We start from the raw sequence: 17,600 nt of genomic DNA, 5'->3' as shown, positions 1-17,600 counted from the left end.
GCTTGTGCAAACAAATAATAGATCGGACGTTATGACAGGATCAAGCAGATGAGGGAGAATAAAATAAAAAGGAGTTAATACATTTGGTTAGTTCGTATCGCACGACATACGCTCCCCAACGACGGGGAGCGATAAGAAAAACTCAGTTCCCCGCGACCTCGCACCGGTAGTCCTGAATTTCGCCGGCCGAGCCCAGGTTCAGATCGGTCAGCTTCAAACGGTTCGCCAACAGCAGCATCTCGCCCTGTGGGCTGACCGCCAGCGCCAGGCCGTAATTGCCGATGCTGTCGCCCTGCTCGACCACATAGTTCTGCAGTAAACGGAAAGGATCTTCCTGGGTTAAATCGGTGCCCGCCAATTTTCTGGCCAGATATTGGTGGCCGACCAATTTCACCGCCAGCGGCCGCCACTGTTGATCTAATTGTTCCGCCTGCTGCCCCAGCGCGTTATAGACATCCTGCCGCAAGCAGGCAACGTGAATATGCAGCTGATTCTGAGAGCGACCATATTTTGAATTGACCGCCAGAGAAACCCATGCGTCTTTTAACGGTTTACCCAGCTCGCTGGATATATGTTCGCGGTTATTCCAGGCCTGGGCGAAATAAGGTGGCGTTCGCTCCGCTTGCAATATCGGACTCTCGATGCCGCTGACCTTTTCGGTCGGCATCACCAGATCGTGATAGGGGCCTTTGCTGTCCTTAAACAGCACATAACCCTCGGTTAAATCAACCTTTAAACAGGGCGCCGGATCGTTGTTCTGCTGCTGATTGGGCACGCACTGTTGGCTGACGATTTGCCACAGCGCATTCGGATTACCGCGCCCGAAGAACCACCACAGCACCGCCGCCAGCAGCAAAATGACAAGCAAAATAATTAATAGTCTGAAAAGTCTTTTCATCGCGACTCCCTGTTTACCTATTCCATCTTGAAAGAAGCGACAGCATAAACCAAGGCTCCGCCCACCACCAAAATATTAGCCTTAACGTCACCTTTTATTGACGTCTTGTTAGCAATGCAAATTAAAAAAACCACGCCCACCTGAGTAATTTAAGGTAAATTAATACCGCAGGTTGAATATGAGTGTGATATAAGCAGCCGGACTCTCTTTATATAAGGAACCGATAAGATGCCAACGATGGGCAAATCCCTGCATTATCTCGACGTGGGCTCAGGCTTTCCGTTGCTGCTGGGCCACAGCTATCTGTTCGATCTGAACATGTGGGCACCGCAGTTCGAGGCGTTGGCCAAACGCTACCGCCTGATCGTGCCTGATCTCTGGGGACACGGCGACTCCCCGGCGCTGCCGCCTGGGCGAAGCAGCCTGTCGGATATCGCCGCCGATCATTTGGCGCTGATGGATCATTTGGATATTGCAGAGTTCGGCATCGTCGGCCTGTCCGTCGGCGGCATGTGGGGCGCGGAACTGGCGGCGCTGGCGCCGGAGCGGGTGAAAGTGTTGGCGCTGCTGGACAGCTACCTGGGCGACGAAACGCCGGAGGCTCGGCAGCGCTATATGGGCATGCTGGCCGCCGTGGAACAGGCCGGCGCCATCACGTCACCGCTGCTGGAGTACATCGCCGCGCAGTTTTATTCCGACGAAGTACCCGATGCGTTGTCGCAGCCATTGCTGGCCCATCTGCAGAGCCTGCCCGCCGAGCGCCTGCGCGAGAGCATCGTGCCGCTGGGCCGGATGATCTTCGGCCGCCCCGACAAGCTGGCGCTGCTGGAAAACATCACCGCCGCCAGCATCGTCATCACCGGCGCGCAGGATAAACCGCGTCCGCCGACGGAGGGCCAGCGCATGGCGGATCTTCTCGGCTGTCGGCATGTGCTGATCCCCAATGCCGGCCATATCAGCAACAAAGAAAACCCGACAGCGGTCAACGAAACGCTGCTGGCGTTTTTGGCTGAAAACACCACTCCGCTGTTTTGGTGAGATTCTCCGGGCCGTCAGGCCCGGAGATTCCCTTCAGACGAAGCCTTAGGGAGGGGGAGGCTACATCCGGCGTTTATTGACCAATAGACGTCAGACCCTGGCGGATCCCTTCGTCAGCCTGCTGGCACCATGTCTGCAGACCCTGTGGCGCTTCCTTTTCCAACGCAACCACTTTGCCGTCGTCGTTCAGCACATTGCCTTCACGGCCCATCGCTTCACGCTTGTCACCGTCGCGGGTGTCGACACCGCCGGGGATCGCCGCCACGTAGGCCACCATTTTCTTGGCGTTGTCGATGCTGTCCGCTTTCAGGAAACCTTTATCGACGCAGTAAGACATTAGCCCGCTGGTATTACGCGTAATGTCATAGACGTTTTTCAATGCAGCAGGATCCATCCCTTCGGCATTAGCGGTATTGAACAGGCCCAGAGTCGCGGCAATCATGCCGGTCAGAATGCTCTTTTTCATTGTTATCTCGTTTTAATAATGAATTATTTAGCTTTGAATTATTCACAAAAATAATGTGAATGTCGGTACGGTATAACGGCGACTCAGATTAACACAACCCTGATGCGTTAATAACTGTGATTAAGTTAACCTCCAACAAAATAAAAATGCATGATGGGGTTATTATTCCGCCCGGCGTCAGTTTTTTACGCGCGACATTAACCGCACCCCATTCAATTTAAAATAGTCTCACAGGGAATTATTTACAACAGAAGCGTTGGTCTGCGGTCAATCGCGCCCTCGCCCTTTGCTAAAACCACAGGCGTGGCATAGCCTGTTAAGACGCGCCACGCCTTAGGGGAAGGAGAGCCGCATGAACCATTCCGTCCGGCCGCCGCAATGCGACGACAAAACCATTCTCGATATCACGATGAATTTATATCTCTATCCGGCGGCGCTTATTGCGCACCGCCTGGGCATCTTTGAGTTTATTGCTCTGCACCCCCGCAATCTGACCGATATATGCGCTCAGGCCAATGTGAAAAAACGCCCGGCGGAGACGCTGGTCATGGCGCTAGTGGCATTGAAATTGATCGCCAGAGACGGAGAAACATTCTCTCTGACGCCGGAAGCGGAAATCTTTTTGTTAAAAAACAACCCGCATTACTTCGGCTATTTTTGGGATTTGATGATTGAAAACAGCGAGATTTTCACGCTGCAAAACCTGGAAAGCGCCATCAGAAAGAATACTTCGCAGGTGTATGGCGAGCAGGAGCTGTTTGAAACGCATACGCTCGACGCCGACAGAATGCGGCGTTTTACCCACGCCATGCACAGCCTGAGCATGGGATCGGCCAGCGTTTGGCCTACGTTGCTGCCCCTCGGCGCCTGCCGTGCGGCGCTGGATATCGGCGGCGCCTCCGGCGCCCATGCCATCAGCCTGGCGGCCCACTGGCCGGCGCTCACGTGCACCGTGTTCGATCTGCCGGAGGTGTGCCCGCTCGCCGCCGACTACGCGCGCCATTACGGCCTCAGCCACCGCATCGGCACCCACAGCGGCGATATGTGGCGCGATCCCTACCCGGCGGCGGATCTGCACCTGTACTCCAATATTTTCCACGACTGGCCGATGGACAAGAACCGCTTCCTGGCGCAAAAGAGCTATGCGGCCCTCCCACCCGGAGGCAGGATCGTGATCCACGAAGTGCTGTACAACGATGACGGCGACGGCCCGCCTGCCGCCGCGGGGTACAGCCTGATGATGATGGGATGGACGCAGGGCCGCCAATACTCCGGCAAGGAAATCGGCGGCCTGCTGCGCGACATCGGCTTCGGGCCCGCTCAGGTGCTGCCGTCGCTCGGCTATTTCAGCATCGTCACGGCGCAAAAACCCCTGACTTAACGGTTCACCGATCGCGCCATGCGGCTGTAGGTATGGCGCACGCCGCGAATTGCCACGCTGTAGGCGAAGATGTTTTCTGGCAGCGCCAACCCCAAATAGCCGGTATCGCCGATATGATGCAGATCGGCGCCGGCCATTTTGCTCATCAGCGCAATCTGCCGCACGGTCTGCACGTCGGCCCCCTCTTGCGAGGTGCCGATCGCCGTCATCGCCAGCGCGCCCTGCCGCTGGGCAAAGGCGATCAACGCCGCCACTTTCTCCTGCGACATGCCGGGAATGGTGCCCGGCGCCGGCAACAGCACGATGTCCGCGCCGTTTTCCACGAACAGCGCGATGTCCCGCTCGCCGATCAGCTGGCTGCCGCTTTCGCGCACAATGCCCGCGCCGTGCATTTTGCCGGTCACCAGCACCATCTCGTCGCCCACTTCATCGCGGATCGCTTTCAGCGCGGCGGCGATCGCCTGATTGCTGACGCCGTTGTTCGGGTTGCCGGTCAGCACCAGCATGCGCGCGCCGAGTTGATACAGTTTACGGGCATTTTCGGCGGTGGCGGCGCGGCCCGCCGTCATCTGCCAGAAGTCGTTATGTTCGGTGGCGAAAGCCGGATCGACAGCCTCCAGGTTCACCCCGATCACCCGCCCGGTCAGGCGCTGCAGCGTGCGCAGCGCCTCCTGCGGCGGCACGTCGGCGGGCAGGCCCGCGATATGCGGACGATCGACGTCAAACAGGTTCAACAGCAACAGATCGGCGCCCTGACTGGCCGCCAGTTCGGCATTGGTGACGTTATTGAGCAGCGGCTGAGTGACCGCGATGGTTTCGCTGACCAAAATGCGCCCTTCGCTGGCGCGTATGGCGTAGAGCAGATCGGCTTTGCCGATATCGGCCAGATCGCTGGCGCTGCAGTCCAGATACCGTTTCATGAGGCAAGCTCCGGTGACATTAGCGGAAAGGATGGATCCCCCTCTCCCACCGCAGTGAAAGAGGGGGAAAAGGTTACTTCAGCGTAAAGCTTTGCGCCTGCACGTTGTCGGAATCCAGGCCGACGAACACGTTGAATTTGCCCGGCTCCGCCCCCCATTTCAGGCTGGCGTTGTAGAACTTCAGATCGTCTTCGCTAATCGGCAGTTCGACCTGCTGCGACTGACCGGCCTTCAGCATCACTTTCTTGAAGTTGCGCAGCTCCTTCACCGGCCGGCTGACCGAGGCTGTCACGTCCTGCAGATACAGCTGCACCACCGTGGCGCCGTCGTACTTGCCGGTATTCTTCAGCGTGACGCTGGCGGTTAGCTTGCCGTTGCGCGCCATCGTCGGGCTGGATAATTTCAGATCCGACAGGCTGAAGGTGGTGTAGCTCAGGCCGTAACCGAACGGATACAGCGGGCCGTTCGGCGAATCGAAGTAGCGTGAGGTGTACTTGCCCGGATTCTCCTTGCCGAACGGACGGCCGGTGTTCAGGTGGTTGTAGTACATCGGGATCTGGCCGACCGAGCGCGGGAAGGTCATCGGCAGCTTGCCCGACGGGTTGTAGTCGCCGAACAGCACGTCCGCCACCGCGTTGCCGCCCTCGGTGCCGCTGTACCAGGTTTCCAGCATCGCGTCCGCCTGCTCGCTCTCCCAGCTCAGCGCCAGCGGCCGGCCGTTCATCAGCACCAGCACCAGCGGCTTGCCGGTGGCTTTCAGCGCGGCGATCAAATCGCGTTGGCTCTGCGGGATCGTGATGTCGGCTCGACTGGAGGCCTCATGCGCCATGCCCTGCGATTCCCCCACCACCGCCACCACCACGTCGGCCTTGTTCGCCGCCTGCACCGCTTCGTCGATCATCTGCTGCGGCGAGCGGGTATCGAACGCCACCGCCGGCTCATACTCGTTCAGATAGTCGATGATGCCTTTATCCTGCGTGACGTTGGCGCCCTTGGCGTACAGAATGCGCGCCTTGTCGCCCACCGCCCGCTCCAGCCCTTCGCGCAGGGTGACCGACTGTTTGACCACCCCGGCGGCGGACCAACTGCCCATCACGTCGCGCTGGCTGTCGGCCATCGGCCCGACCAGCGCAATGGTCGCCTGTTTGCTCAGCGGCAGCGTCTGCTTATCGTTCTTCAGCAGCACCATTGTCTTGCGCGCCACCACCCGCGCCTCGGCGCGGTGCAGACGGCTTTCGGCGTTGGTGTCCTGCGGATCGGAACCCGCCGGACCCAGATGCACATACGGATCGGTGAACAACCCCATGTCATACTTGGTGTTCAGCACGTCGCGGCAGGCGCGGTCGATATCGCTTTCAGGCACCAGCCCGTCCTTCACCAGACCCGGCAGGTACTTGTCGTAGAACTCGTCGCTCATGCTCATGTCGACACCGGAGGTGATCGCCAGCCGCACCGCGTCGCGCGCGTCGGCGGCCACGCCGTGTTTAATCAGCTCTTTGATCGCGCCGTGGTCGCTGATGGTGATGCCTTTAAAGCCCCACTGCTCGCGCAGCAGATCTTTCAGCAGCCACGGGTTGGCGGTGGCCGGCACGCCGTTGATCGCGTTGAGCGACACCATCACCCCGCCGCTGCCGGCGTCCACCGCCGCTTTGTAAGGCGGCAGATAGTCCTGATGCATGCGCAGCGGGCTCATGTCGACAGTATTGTAGTCGCGGCCGCCTTCGACGGCGCCGTACAATGCAAAGTGCTTGACGCTGGCCATCACCGAACCGGGTTTGGCCGGATCGCCGTTCTGGAAACCGTCGACCATCACCTTGGCGATTTTCGATACCAGCCAGGTGTCTTCGCCGAAGCCTTCGGACACCCGGCCCCAGCGCGGATCGCGAGTGATATCGACCATCGGCGCGAAGGTCATGTTCAGGCCATCGTCGCTGGCCTCCTGCGCCGCCACGCGGGCGCTGAGCGCAATGGCCTCCAGATCGAAGCTGGCCGCCAGCCCCAGGCTGATCGGGAACACGGTGCGCTGGCCATGCACCACGTCATAGGCGAAGAACAACGGGATTTTGAGGCGGCTGAGCTGCATCGCCTGATCCTGCATCACCCGGATATCCGGCCGGGTAACGGTATTGAAGATGGCGCCGATCTGCCCTTTGCGGATCCCCTCGCGGATCGCTTCTTTCGGGTTATCCGGCCCGACGCTGATCAGCCGCAGCTGGCCGATCTTCTCTTCCAGCGTCATCTGCTTCATCAAATTGGACACGAAGGCGTCGCGCTGCTGGGCGTGAATGCCCTGCGTTATCGGCGTTTCCTGCGCAAAAGCCGGACTGAGGGCCAGACCGGACAACATACTCACCACACAAAGCCATTTCATCTTGTTTTATCTCAGGCGTGTTTCCGCCGCCAAAGCCGCGGGGTTTAATCGGAGTGAAGAAACAGTTTGCCACACTCTGTTTCATCGCCAAGGGAATTCGCATCGCTAATGTTTACAAAGCATTACAGGTTATCGGCAGGTAATTCTGCAGCCGGGCGCGGCTGTCGGCGGCCTCCGCCGACAGAAAATCGACCAGCGCGGTTAACGTCGGCGGCGCCACCGTGCGTTCAGGATAGACCAAATAATAGGCCGCGCCGCTGCTGACGCAGAGCGGGAACGGCGTCACGACGCGCCGCGCCTGAATATCCTCCTCCAACAGGCACAGATCGCCGATGGCGATGCCAAACCCTTGCAGCGCCGCGCTCATCGCCAGATCGAGGGTATCGAAATGCTGGGCCTTGCCGGACGGCAACGCATCGGCGCCCGCCGCCTTCAGCCAGCGCAGCCAGTCGCGCCGATCGCGCGTCGGGTGCAGCAGAGTTTTGTCCGTCAAGTCCGCCAGCCGAGGCGCCGGCGGCAGAAACGTCGGCGTGCAGACCGGCGTGAGGATTTCGTCGAACAGCAGGTGCGCGGTCAGCTTTTTGCCCGGCGGCCGGCCGAATAGCACCGCGGCGTCAAACTGCTCGGCGCTGAAATCCAGGCCGTGTGACACCGAGGCGGTCAGTTCGATGTGCATGTCCGGCCGTTCATTCTGCAGGCGAATGATGCGCGGCAGCACCCAGCGCATGGCGCAGGTCGGGCATTTGATGCGCAGCGCCCCCGGCGGGGCGGCGGCCCGCGTCAGGGCTTCATCCAACTGCCCCAGCGCCTGCTGCACCGGCGCCAGCAGCTGCGCGCCCTGCGGCGTCAGCGTCAGACCGCGCGCCTGGCGGCTGAACAGCGGATACCCCAGGCGCTGTTCCAGCCCAAGGATTTGCCGGCTGACCGCCCCCTGCGTCAGGTGCAACTGCCGGGCGGCATGGGTAAAGTTAAGGCGTTGCGCCACCACCACGAAGGTTTTCAACACGTCGAGCGACGGCAGGGGTATCGGCATAGCGAGCCTCGATTAGGTATGATCGTAGTGCATGGCAAGTATGACAAACTTTCCCTTGTCCGCCTACGCCGGCTGATGCTTAATCGCTCAACACTTCCCTGTTTGCCTGGAGCCCATCATGCAGAGCGCCTGCTCATCCCGCTCGAAGCTGCCGGACGTCGGCACCACTATCTTCACCGTCATTGGCCAACTCAGCGCCGAACATCAGGCCCTCAATCTGTCGCAGGGCGCGCCCAATTTTGCCGGCGATCCGCAGTTGATCGAGGCAACGGCGCAAGCCATGCGCGCAGGTCATAACCAATACGCGCCGATGAGCGGCGTGGCGGCGTTACGTGCTGCTCTGGCGGAAAAAGCTGAACGATTGTATGGCGCGCGCTATGACGCCGACGAAGAAATCACGGTGATCGCCAGCGCCAGCGAAGGGCTGTACTCGGCGATCAGCGCGCTGGTGCACCCCGGCGACGAGGTGATCTATTTCGAACCGGCGTTCGACAGCTATGCGCCGATCGTGCGCCTGCAGGGCGCCACGCCGGTGGCGATCAAACTGTCGCTGCAGGATTTTCGCGTCGACTGGGACGAAGTGGCCGCCGCCATCAACGGCAAAACGCGCATGATTATCGTCAACACGCCGCACAACCCGACCGGCGCGGTGTTCGACGCGCAGGATATCGACCGCCTGACCGCCCTGACCCGCGACACCGACATCGTGATCCTGTCCGACGAGGTCTACGAGCACGTGGTGTTCGACGGCGATATTCACCACAGCATGGCGCGCTATCCGCAGTTGGCGGAACGCAGCGTGATCGTGTCGTCGTTCGGCAAAACCTACCACGTCACCGGCTGGCGCGTCGGCTATTGCCTGGCGCCGGCGGCGTTGATGGACGAAATCCGCAAGGTGCACCAGTTCATGGTGTTCTCCGCCGATACGCCGATGCAGCACGCCTTCGCCGCCGCGCTCGCCAACCCGCAGAGCTACCTGGGGCTGGCGGCGTTTTACCAACAAAAGCGCGATCTGCTGGCCAGCGCCCTGCAGGATTCGCGCTTTGAGCTGCTGCCCAGCCGCGGCAGCTTCTTCATGCTGGCCCGCTTTAGCGGCTTCAGTCACGAAAGCGACAATGATTTCGCCGTGCGCTTGATCCGCGAAGCGAAGGTGGCGACGATCCCGCTGTCGGCGTTCTACAGCGACGGCACCGATACCGGCCTTATTCGGCTGAGTTTTTCCAAAGATAACGAGACCCTGCTGGAAGGCGCGCGTCGCCTGAGCCAGGTGTAATTTTTTGTCCGACCATGGGAAAGGGGCACTGCCTATGAAAGCTTTGAAAACGCTGTTCGCCGCCGGATGCCTGCTGGCCGCCGGCTCTTCTCTGGCGGCGGAAAACAGCCTGCGCTTCGGTCTGGAAGCGCTGTATCCGCCGTTCGAATCCAAATCCGCCAGCGGCAAACTGGAAGGGTTCGACATCGAGTTGGGCGACGCGGTGTGCGCCGCCGCGCAGTTGCAATGCAGCTGGGTGGAAACCTCGTTCGACAGCCTGATCCCAGCGCTGCAGGCGCGCAAGTTCGACGCCATCAACTCGGCGATGAACGTGACCGAACAGCGGCGCCAGGCGATCGCCTTTACCGACGCCATCTATCAGGTGCCGAACCGCCTGATCGCCAAAGCCGGCAGCGGCCTGCTGCCGGACGCCAACGCGCTGGCGGGCAAACACGTGGGCGTGCTGCAAGGCTCGATTCAGGAGATTTACGCCAAAACCCATTGGGCGCCGGCGGGCGTGGATGTGGTGTCTTACCAGGATCAGAATCAGGTGTATCTCGATCTGGCGGCCGGTCGGCTCGACGCCACGCTGGTGATGGCGCCCTCGGGGCAAAGCGGCTTCCTGTCACAGCCGGACGGCAAAGGCTTCGCCTTCGTCGGCGAGGCGGTGCGCGACGACAAAATCCTCGGTGAAGGCATCGCCTTCGGCCTGCGCAAAGGAGATGAGGCGCTGAAGAAGAAACTGGATGCCGCCATCGCCAAAGTGAAGCAGCAAGGCACGGTGGCGGCGCTGTCGAAGAAGTATTTCGGCGATATCGATGTGACGGTGAAGTGATGGACGGGGGCGGCACCGCCGCCCCCTGCCGCGTTTAGCGATCGAACACCGAACTGTTCAGCGCGCGATCCTGCTGGTGGCGCTCCAGCGCCAATTCGATCAGGCGCGTGATCAGCGCCTGGTAGCTGACGCCGCTGGCGGCCCACAGCTTGGGATACATGCTGATGTTGGTGAAACCCGGCAGCGTGTTGATCTCGTTGATCACCACCTGGTTGTCCGGCGTCAGGAACACATCCACCCGCGCCAACCCGAAGCACTCCAGCGCGCGGAACGCCTTCAGCGCCACCTCGCGGATGTGGTCGCTCACTTCCGGCGCGATCGCCGCCGGCACCACCACCTGAGCGCCCTGCTCATTGATGTATTTGGTGTCGTAGGAGTAGAAGGCGTCGCTCAGCACGATCTCGCCGCACACGCTGGCCTGCGGATCGTCGTTCCCCAGCACCGCGCACTCGATCTCGCGGCCGACGATCGCCGACTCCACCAGCACCTTGTGATCGAAACTGAAGGCCAGTGCCACCGCCGCGTCAAACTCGGCGCGGTTTTCCACCTTGCTGACCCCGACCGACGAGCCCTGGTTAGCCGGCTTGACGAACAGCGGCAGGCCGAGGCGCTCGCTCAGTTGCTCAAACGTGAAGCCGGCGCGGTTGGCGCGCGTCAGGGTGACGAACGGTGCCACCGCCAGCCCGGCGTCGCGCAGCAGGCGTTTGGTCACGTCTTTATCCATGCTGACCGCCGAGCCGAGCACGCCGGCGCCGACGAACGGCATATTGGCCATGCGCAGCAGCCCCTGCAGCGAGCCGTCCTCCCCCAGCGTGCCGTGCACGATCGGGAAAATGACGTCGAGCTGGCCCAGCGCGCCGGCGCTGCCCGCTTCGATCAGCTGCTGTTTTTCCTGGCCCGGGATCAGCGCCACGTTCTTGTTCGAGCGGTTCAGCGCGATCAACGCCGGATTCTCGGCGTTGAGCAGGTAATTGGAGGCGTCGTTGATGTGCCACTGCCCCTGTTTGTCGATCCCCAGCAGCGTGACGTCAAACTTCTCTTTGTCGATTGCATCCACAATGTTTTTGGCCGACTGCAGCGACACCTCATGCTCCGCCGATTTACCGCCAAAAATCACCCCAACACGTAGTTTAGTCACGCCTTAAATCCTTCTGAAAAATCATGGCAAAAAAGTCGTTCATCACAATAAACGCATTGCCTGGCGGCGGCAATCGTTGTTGCCAGAATCTTCTTACGCCACAGAATGCCACATCGCGACCATCCCAAACGTATACACTTCGTATACTGTTCATTTATGGAGACGCCGATGGGCATCGTAAAAATTTCGGACACGCTGCATGACGATCTGCGCCTCGCCAGCCTGACCATGACACGTTCGATCAATGCGCAGGCCGAGTACTGGATCAAGATCGGCATGCTGGCGGAGTTCCATCCGGAACTGACCTATCCGCAACTGGTAAAAAAAATGATGAAAGATAACGCGCTGACGCTGAAGGAGATTGTCGGGTGAAACAGATTGTGATTAAAACGCCGGAAGAGATTGCCAAAATGCGCCATTCCGGCGCTCTGCTGGCCAAAGTGTTTGCTATGCTCGATGAGGTCATCGTCGAAGGCATCTCCACCATGGAGATCAACGACCGCGCCGAGGCGTTTATCGTCGAAGAACTGAAGTCGCGCCCGGCCAGCAAGGGGCAGTATGATTTCCCCTATGTGCTCAACACCTCCGTGGACGATGTGGTGTGCCACGGCGTGCCGTCGGCCAGCAAGATCCTGCGTTCCGGCATGATCGTCAACGTGGATATCACGCTGGAAAACGGCGGCTATATCGCCGACTCCAGCAAGATGTACTGCATCGGCCAGGTGACGCCGCTGGCCAAACGGTTGGTGAACAACGTTTATGAATCGATGTGGCAGGGCATTCGCGCGGTCAAACCGGGCGCCACCCTGGGGGATATCGGCCACGCCATCCAGCGGCACGCCGAGCAGGCCGGCTACAGCATCGTGCGGGAGTATTGCGGCCACGGCATCGGCCGCGACATGCACGAAGAGCCGGCGGTATTGCACTACGGTCAACCCGGCAGCGGCATGGCGCTACAGGAAGGCATGGTGTTCACCATCGAGCCGATGATCAATCAGGGCGACCGCCGCATCAAGCAGAAGAAAGACGGCTGGACGGTGGTGACGCGCGACAAAAAACTGTCGGCGCAGTGGGAACACACCGTGGCGGTCACCGCCGACGGCGTGGAGATCCTGACGCTGCGCGACGAAGAGCGCCGAGCCGGTTACGCCGAGCGCTACTAAACCCGCAAGCCATTAGCCTACCAAGCTGATAGCTTAATAAGTTATTTAATTAATAACCTCTTAGCTTGTTGCGCGGCACCCCGGTGCCGCGGTTAAGGCGACGGGGATGACAGGGAGACAGGCAGCATGCAGTCAGGCAATCAGACGTTTATCAATCAGCTCAAGGACATCGTCGGCGGCCCGCAGCTGTTGACCGGCGATCGCAACACCGAGCGTTATCGCAAGGGCTTCCGCTCCGGCGAAGGCCAGGCGCTGGCGGTGGTATTCCCTACCAGCCTGCTGCAGCTGTGGCGCATTCTGCAGGCCTGCGTGGCCGCCGACAAAATCGTCATCATGCAAGCCGCCAACACCGGCCTGACCGAGGGCTCAACCCCCAGCGGCAACGACTATGATCGCGATATCGTCATCGTCAGCACCCTGCGCCTCGATCATATTCAGGTGCTGGACAACGGCAAGCAGGTGGTCGGCTTCCCCGGCAGCACCCTGCACCACCTCGAGAAATTGCTCAAACCCTACGGCCGCGAACCGCATTCGGTGATCGGCTCCTCCTGCATCGGCGCCTCGGTGATCGGCGGCGTATGCAACAACTCCGGCGGCTCGCTGGTGAAACGCGGCCCGGCCTATACCGAAATGGCGCTGTACGCCCAGTTAGGGGAAGACGGCCAGCTGCGCCTGGTGAACCATCTGGGCATCCGCCTCGGCGACACGCCGGAAGAGATCCTCACCCGGCTGGAAAAAGGCGACTATCGCCCGGAGGACGTCGAATACGGTGAGCTGCGCGCCTCGGATAACGAATACGCCAGCCGGGTGCGCGACGTCGATGCCGACACCCCTTCCCGCTTCAACGCCGACAAACGCCGCCTGTACGAAGCCTCCGGCTGCGCCGGCAAACTGGCGGTGTTCGCGGTGCGGCTCGACACCTTCGAGAAAGAGGGCAAAGAGCAGGTGTTCTATATCGGCACCAACGACACCGCGGTGCTGACCGAACTGCGCCGCCACATGCTGAGCAAATTCGAAAACCTGCCGGTGGCCGGTGAATACATGCACCGCGATATCTTCGACATCGCCGAGGTGTACGGCAAAGACACCTTCATGATGATCGACAAGCTCGGCACCGATCAGATGCCGCGCTTCTTCACTCTGAAGGGCCGCATGGACGCCAGCCTCAACAAGCTGCCGCTGCTGCCGCACAACCTGACCGATCGGCTGATGCAGGGCCTGAGCCATCTGGCGCCGAGCCACCTGCCGAAACGCATGAAGGAATACCGCGAACGTTTCGAACACCATCTGCTGCTGAAGATGGCCGGCCCCGGCGTGGAAGAGGCCCAGCGCTACCTGACCGACTATTTCGCCCAGGCCGAAGGCGCCTTCTTCGCCTGCACGCCTGACGAGGGCAAAAAGGCTTTCCTGCACCGCTTCGCCGCCGCCGGCGCCGCCGTGCGCTACCACGCGGTGCACGCCGACAAGGTGGAAGATATTCTGGCGCTGGACATCGCCCTGCGCCGCAACGACACCGACTGGTTCGAAACGCTGCCGCCGGAAATCGACAGTCAGTTGGTGCATAAGCTGTATTACGGCCACTTTATGTGCCACGTCTTCCACCAGGACTACGTGGTGAAAAAAGGCGTGGACAGCCATGCGCTGAAAGAAAAGATGCTCGAGATCCTCAACCGGCGCGGCGCCGAGTACCCGGCGGAGCATAACGTCGGCCACCTGTACCACGCCAAACCGGATCTGCAAGCGTTCTACCGCACCGCCGATCCGACCAACAGCTTCAACCCCGGCATCGGCAAAACCAGCAAACGCAAAGGCTGGGCCGAAGACCTCCGCTAAGACCGCCCGACCGGCCCGCCAACGCGGGCCGCCTCACCTTCCCGTTGGCCTTCAATGGCCCATTCAGCGTTCCGCGCGCAGCAGCAAGGAGACGATGAACGCGCCCCCCAGTCCGGCCGTAATGATGCCGATGGGCAGCTCCTGATTGGGGATCAGACTGCGGCTGAGCATGTCGCCGCCGGTCAGCAGCATCGCCCCCAGCAGGCCGCACATCGGCACGGCCAAACGGTGGCGCACGCCCACCAGGCGCCGGGCCAGATAGGGCACCATCAGCCCGACAAACCCTATGACGCCCGTCAGCGACACGAGAAACGCCGTAGACAATGCGCAGCACAGAAAGGTCTCGGTGCGCAGGCGCGCCACATTGACCCCCATCGAATGGGCGGTGTGCTCGCCCGCCAGCAGCGCGTCCAGCGCCCGCCAACGCAGCGCCGTAAACCCGGCCAGCAGCACGAAACTCACCAACGGAATGAACAGATTATCCCAACGCGCCAACCCCAACCCGCCCAGCGACCAGAACAACACCGAACCGGCCGCCCGCTGATCGCCGGAAAACACCAGGTAGCTGGTGAGCGCGCTGAACAAAAACGAGACCGCCAGGCCGCAGACGACCAGCTGCTCGGCGCGCCTGACCCGGCTGACGCGAAACAGGATCATCACCGCCATCGCGGACAAAATGCCGCCGGCGAAAGCGGACAGCGGCAGCGTCAGCGCGCCCAGCGCATCGCCGAAGCGCGTGATGACCAGCACCGCGCCGGCGGAGGCGCCGGAGGAGAGCCCAAACAAAAAAGGATCGGCCAGCTCATTGCGGGTGGTGGTCTGCAGCAGCGCGCCAGTCATCGCCAGCCCGGCGCCGGTCAAGGCCGCCAATAAGGCTCTGGGCACCCGCAGTTGCACGACGATGGTATCCAGCATGCCGGATAGGGGCGCCGATGAAAGCCCCAATGCCGCCATCGTCTGCCGCCATGACAGCGCGACGCTGCCCAGCTGCAGGCTCCAGATCATTAGCCCGCACAACACTGACAGCGCCAGCGGCGCGAGCAGCATAAACCACCGGATCGACGAGTTCATTCAGCCTCCGGCGCGTACAGCGCCCGCGCCAGCTTTTCCACCGCGCCGATGTTGGCCGGCCCCGGCGTCAGCTCCGCATACTGCAGTTTCAGATAACGATGGTGCCGTACCGCGGGCGTCAACTTCATCAACGGGTGAGACTCGAGGAAGCGCCGCAGCGCATCGGCGCCTGACCCGGTCTGATAATCCAGCAGAATGATGAAGTCGGGCTCGGCCGCCGCCACCGCCTCCCAGGACGCCGTCGTCCAGCTCGCCGGCAAACCGTCCATCACGTTGCGGCCGCCCGCCGCTTCGATGATCGCCGTCGGCATGGCGTATTTGCCGCTGGTGAAAGGCTTCTCCTCCCCCGAGTCATAGACGAACACTTTAAGCGGCGGCTGGCCCGCCGGCCTGGCGGGAAGCGCAGCCAACCGGCGCCGCCAGCCCTCAACCAGCGCGGCGGCCTCTTGCGGCTTGCCGAAAATCTTGCCGAGCTTCAACTCATCGTCATACAGCAGGTTCATATCGGCCTTCTGCGGCCGCCCGCCGGCCTGTACGCAGCTCTCGCTCAGTACCAGCGTTTTGATGCCGAACGGGGCGAGCTTCTCCGGCGTGACGTCGCCGCCGATCTTCATGCCGTAATTCCAGCCGGCGAAGAAGAAGTCCGGCTGTGCCGCCAGCAGCGTTTCCAGAGCGGGATATTTCGGCGCCAGTTCGGGAATGGCGCCCATCGCGGCCTTGAAATCGGGCGTCAGTTTGTACCAGCCGGTGATGCCGGTCAGCCCGACAATGCGATCCTGCAGATGGAGCGCAAAGGCCATCTCGGCCATGTTGATGTCGTTGATGACGGCGCGTTGCGGCGCCTGGTTGAAGGTGACCGGCGTACCGCAGCTTTCTACGGTGACGGGAAATTTTTCGGCCGCCGCCGCCCCGCCGGCCAGCAGCAGGAGCAGGGGGAATACGCGTGTGTTCATGTTTCTCTCTGGTTTATCAAGCGCAATGGGGAACGTCAAAAATACGCAGCGTTTTCCCGCTGACGGGGTGCGCCACCTTGAAGCTGTTCATGCCGAACACCGGCAAAATCACCGGGGTCTGCAACACCGCCTCGGGCGTGCCACAGGCCACCTGGCGGCTTTCGTTGAGCACCAGGATCCGATCGGCAAACGCCTCCGCCACGGGCAGATCGTGCAGCACCGCAATCACGGCGATATCTTTATTCTTCACTAGCGACAGCAGCGCCGAGCGCCCGAGCGGATCGAGGTGATTGGTCGGTTCATCCAGCAACAACAGGTCGGGAGACTGCGCCAACGCCCGAGCCAGCGCGGCGCGCTGACGCTGGCCGCCCGAGAGCCGCCCCAACGGATGGTGTCTGAGCGGCGCCAGCCCGGTTTCCCCGATGGCCTCGTCAACGATGCACTTTCCCGTCGCAGAGCGTTCGCCATGCGGTAAACGGCCCAACGCCACGTAATCCTCGACCGACAGCCGCAAATCCGGCAGATCGTTTTGCGCCAGAAAGGCGATGCTTCTGGCGCGCTCCGCCGCCGGCCACGCGGACAAGGCACGCCCCCGCCAGTAAATGCCGCCGCTGTCCGGCCGCGTTTCGCCGATCAGGGTGCGCAACAGGCTGGACTTGCCGCTGCCGTTGGGGCCGATCACCGCCAGCTTCTCACCGGCGCGGAGCGCGAAATGGATGGTGTCGAGTATCAATGCCCCGCCGTGGCCGGTCAGGCTAACTCCATCAACATGGAGGATGTCGTGAACTGAATTCATTATGCATTAATTGTTATATTATAACATACCAATATTTTTACCACGATTGCTCGCCTTCTGCAAAAGCGAATCGCAACGTCTTCTGCCGCACGCGCTGCGTCAACACTACGTGGCAAAAGCAACATAGCACACCTTTTAATTAATGATAATGATTTTCATTATCATTTAAATCATTGTGATTTCCGATTGCACGCCCCGCTGAACTTGGTTATGTTTGAAGCGATTCGTCTCATTCCCGATTTGCAGGAACCCATATGACCCCGTTGGCGCACAGCACAGATCCGACAAACGCGACCGTTCCGGCCGTCGTTTTGCTGTGTGCTTCCTCCGCTCCACCCGCCGTTTTCTCTGTCGTTTCCGCGGTTGCCGCTTACCCGCCACGCATTGTGGTTGCGCGTTAAGCCACACCGACTTTTTACCTCCGGCTTATTGATCTGCTGCGTTCAGGCGTA

The 17,600-nt window shown here is 60.9% G+C and carries 16 protein-coding genes; 7 read left to right on the top strand and 9 right to left on the bottom strand.

Going from position 1 to position 17,600, the window contains the following annotated elements:
• Nucleotides 1–142: 142 nt before the first annotated feature.
• On the bottom strand, nt 143–898 hold the full coding sequence (locus IT763_RS06250; protein WP_033633818.1) for a CDP-diacylglycerol diphosphatase: 756 nt from the start codon (nt 896–898) through the stop codon (nt 143–145).
• A gap of 237 nt (nt 899–1,135) precedes the next feature.
• Here IT763_RS06250 and IT763_RS06245 point away from each other — a divergent pair, with 237 nt between their 5' ends.
• On the top strand, nt 1,136–1,936 hold the full coding sequence (locus IT763_RS06245; protein ID WP_206195445.1) for an alpha/beta fold hydrolase: 801 nt from the start codon (nt 1,136–1,138) through the stop codon (nt 1,934–1,936).
• Nucleotides 1,937–2,009: 73 nt separating this feature from the next.
• Here the strand turns inward: IT763_RS06245 and IT763_RS06240 are convergent, their stop codons facing one another.
• Nucleotides 2,010–2,402: a hypothetical protein gene (locus IT763_RS06240; RefSeq protein ID WP_004939596.1), complete on the bottom strand. Its 393-nt coding sequence runs from the start codon at nt 2,400–2,402 to the stop codon at nt 2,010–2,012.
• Between the two features lie 352 nt (nt 2,403–2,754).
• On the opposite strand from IT763_RS06240, the gene IT763_RS06235 reads away from it, so the two are divergent.
• Nucleotides 2,755–3,783: a methyltransferase gene (locus tag IT763_RS06235; protein ID WP_206195263.1), complete on the top strand. Its 1,029-nt coding sequence runs from the start codon at nt 2,755–2,757 to the stop codon at nt 3,781–3,783.
• Here the strand turns inward: IT763_RS06235 and IT763_RS06230 are convergent.
• The 3 genes from IT763_RS06230 to IT763_RS06220 form a co-directional block, all read right to left on the bottom strand.
• Complete coding sequence (locus IT763_RS06230) at nt 3,780–4,703, bottom strand: PEP phosphonomutase (RefSeq protein ID WP_048795758.1); 924 nt, start codon at nt 4,701–4,703, stop codon at nt 3,780–3,782. The genes IT763_RS06235 and IT763_RS06230 overlap by 4 nt on opposite strands.
• 73 nt (nt 4,704–4,776) lie before the next feature.
• Nucleotides 4,777–7,074 (bottom strand): beta-glucosidase BglX, encoded by a 2,298-nt coding sequence (gene bglX / locus IT763_RS06225; protein WP_049299476.1) that lies wholly within the window; start codon nt 7,072–7,074, stop codon nt 4,777–4,779.
• A 112-nt stretch (nt 7,075–7,186) separates the two neighbouring features.
• A complete protein-coding gene (locus IT763_RS06220; protein WP_049299475.1) occupies nt 7,187–8,107 on the bottom strand; it encodes a LysR substrate-binding domain-containing protein in 921 nt (306 codons plus the stop codon).
• 118 nt (nt 8,108–8,225) lie between these two features.
• On the opposite strand from IT763_RS06220, the gene IT763_RS06215 reads away from it, so the two are divergent.
• Both IT763_RS06215 and IT763_RS06210 read left to right on the top strand, forming a co-directional pair.
• Nucleotides 8,226–9,380, top strand: coding sequence for a methionine aminotransferase (locus IT763_RS06215; protein ID WP_021503974.1), 1,155 nt, complete (start codon nt 8,226–8,228; stop codon nt 9,378–9,380).
• A gap of 34 nt (nt 9,381–9,414) precedes the next feature.
• Nucleotides 9,415–10,194, top strand: a complete 780-nt coding sequence (locus tag IT763_RS06210) for an ABC transporter substrate-binding protein (protein WP_033641010.1) — start codon at nt 9,415–9,417, stop codon at nt 10,192–10,194.
• Nucleotides 10,195–10,228: 34 nt separating this feature from the next.
• Here the strand turns inward: IT763_RS06210 and ddlA are convergent, their stop codons facing one another.
• Nucleotides 10,229–11,332 carry a D-alanine--D-alanine ligase gene (gene ddlA / locus IT763_RS06205; RefSeq protein WP_015377061.1) on the bottom strand — a complete coding sequence of 368 codons (1,104 nt, stop codon included), beginning with the start codon at nt 11,330–11,332 and terminating at the stop codon, nt 10,229–10,231.
• 168 nt (nt 11,333–11,500) lie between these two features.
• Here ddlA and IT763_RS06200 point away from each other — a divergent pair, with 168 nt between their 5' ends.
• The 3 genes from IT763_RS06200 to dld all read left to right on the top strand — a co-directional run bounded on the left by IT763_RS06200 (nt 11,501) and on the right by dld (nt 14,328).
• Nucleotides 11,501–11,704, top strand: coding sequence for a ParD-like family protein (locus IT763_RS06200; protein ID WP_049299473.1), 204 nt, complete (start codon nt 11,501–11,503; stop codon nt 11,702–11,704).
• Nucleotides 11,701–12,495 carry a type I methionyl aminopeptidase gene (gene map / locus IT763_RS06195; protein WP_033642282.1) on the top strand — a complete coding sequence of 265 codons (795 nt, stop codon included), beginning with the start codon at nt 11,701–11,703 and terminating at the stop codon, nt 12,493–12,495. The genes IT763_RS06200 and map overlap by 4 nt, the downstream gene beginning before the upstream one ends.
• Nucleotides 12,496–12,621: 126 nt before the next feature.
• Nucleotides 12,622–14,328 (top strand): D-lactate dehydrogenase, encoded by a 1,707-nt coding sequence (gene dld / locus IT763_RS06190; RefSeq protein WP_016928633.1) that lies wholly within the window; start codon nt 12,622–12,624, stop codon nt 14,326–14,328.
• Nucleotides 14,329–14,391: 63 nt separating this feature from the next.
• On the opposite strand, the gene IT763_RS06185 is transcribed toward dld, so the two are convergent.
• Genes IT763_RS06185 through IT763_RS06175 form a run of 3 tightly spaced genes read right to left on the bottom strand, consistent with a single transcriptional unit; the run spans nt 14,392 to nt 17,085 of the window.
• Nucleotides 14,392–15,399, bottom strand: a complete 1,008-nt coding sequence (locus tag IT763_RS06185; RefSeq protein WP_206195262.1) for an iron ABC transporter permease — start codon at nt 15,397–15,399, stop codon at nt 14,392–14,394.
• Entirely contained in the window at nt 15,396–16,352 is a 957-nt protein-coding gene (locus IT763_RS06180; protein ID WP_206195261.1) for an ABC transporter substrate-binding protein, read from the bottom strand. Before IT763_RS06180 ends, IT763_RS06185 begins: the two co-directional genes overlap by 4 nt.
• A 16-nt stretch (nt 16,353–16,368) precedes the next feature.
• On the bottom strand, nt 16,369–17,085 hold the full coding sequence (locus tag IT763_RS06175; protein ID WP_206195444.1) for an ABC transporter ATP-binding protein: 717 nt from the start codon (nt 17,083–17,085) through the stop codon (nt 16,369–16,371).
• Nucleotides 17,086–17,600 lie beyond the last annotated feature (515 nt).

The sequence above is a fragment of the Serratia sp. CMO1 genome (assembly GCF_015689115.1).
Taxonomy (GTDB): Bacteria; Pseudomonadota; Gammaproteobacteria; order Enterobacterales; family Enterobacteriaceae; genus Serratia; species Serratia marcescens.
Note: the sequence above shows the minus strand (reverse complement) of the source record. Positions and strands in the feature narration are given on the sequence as shown.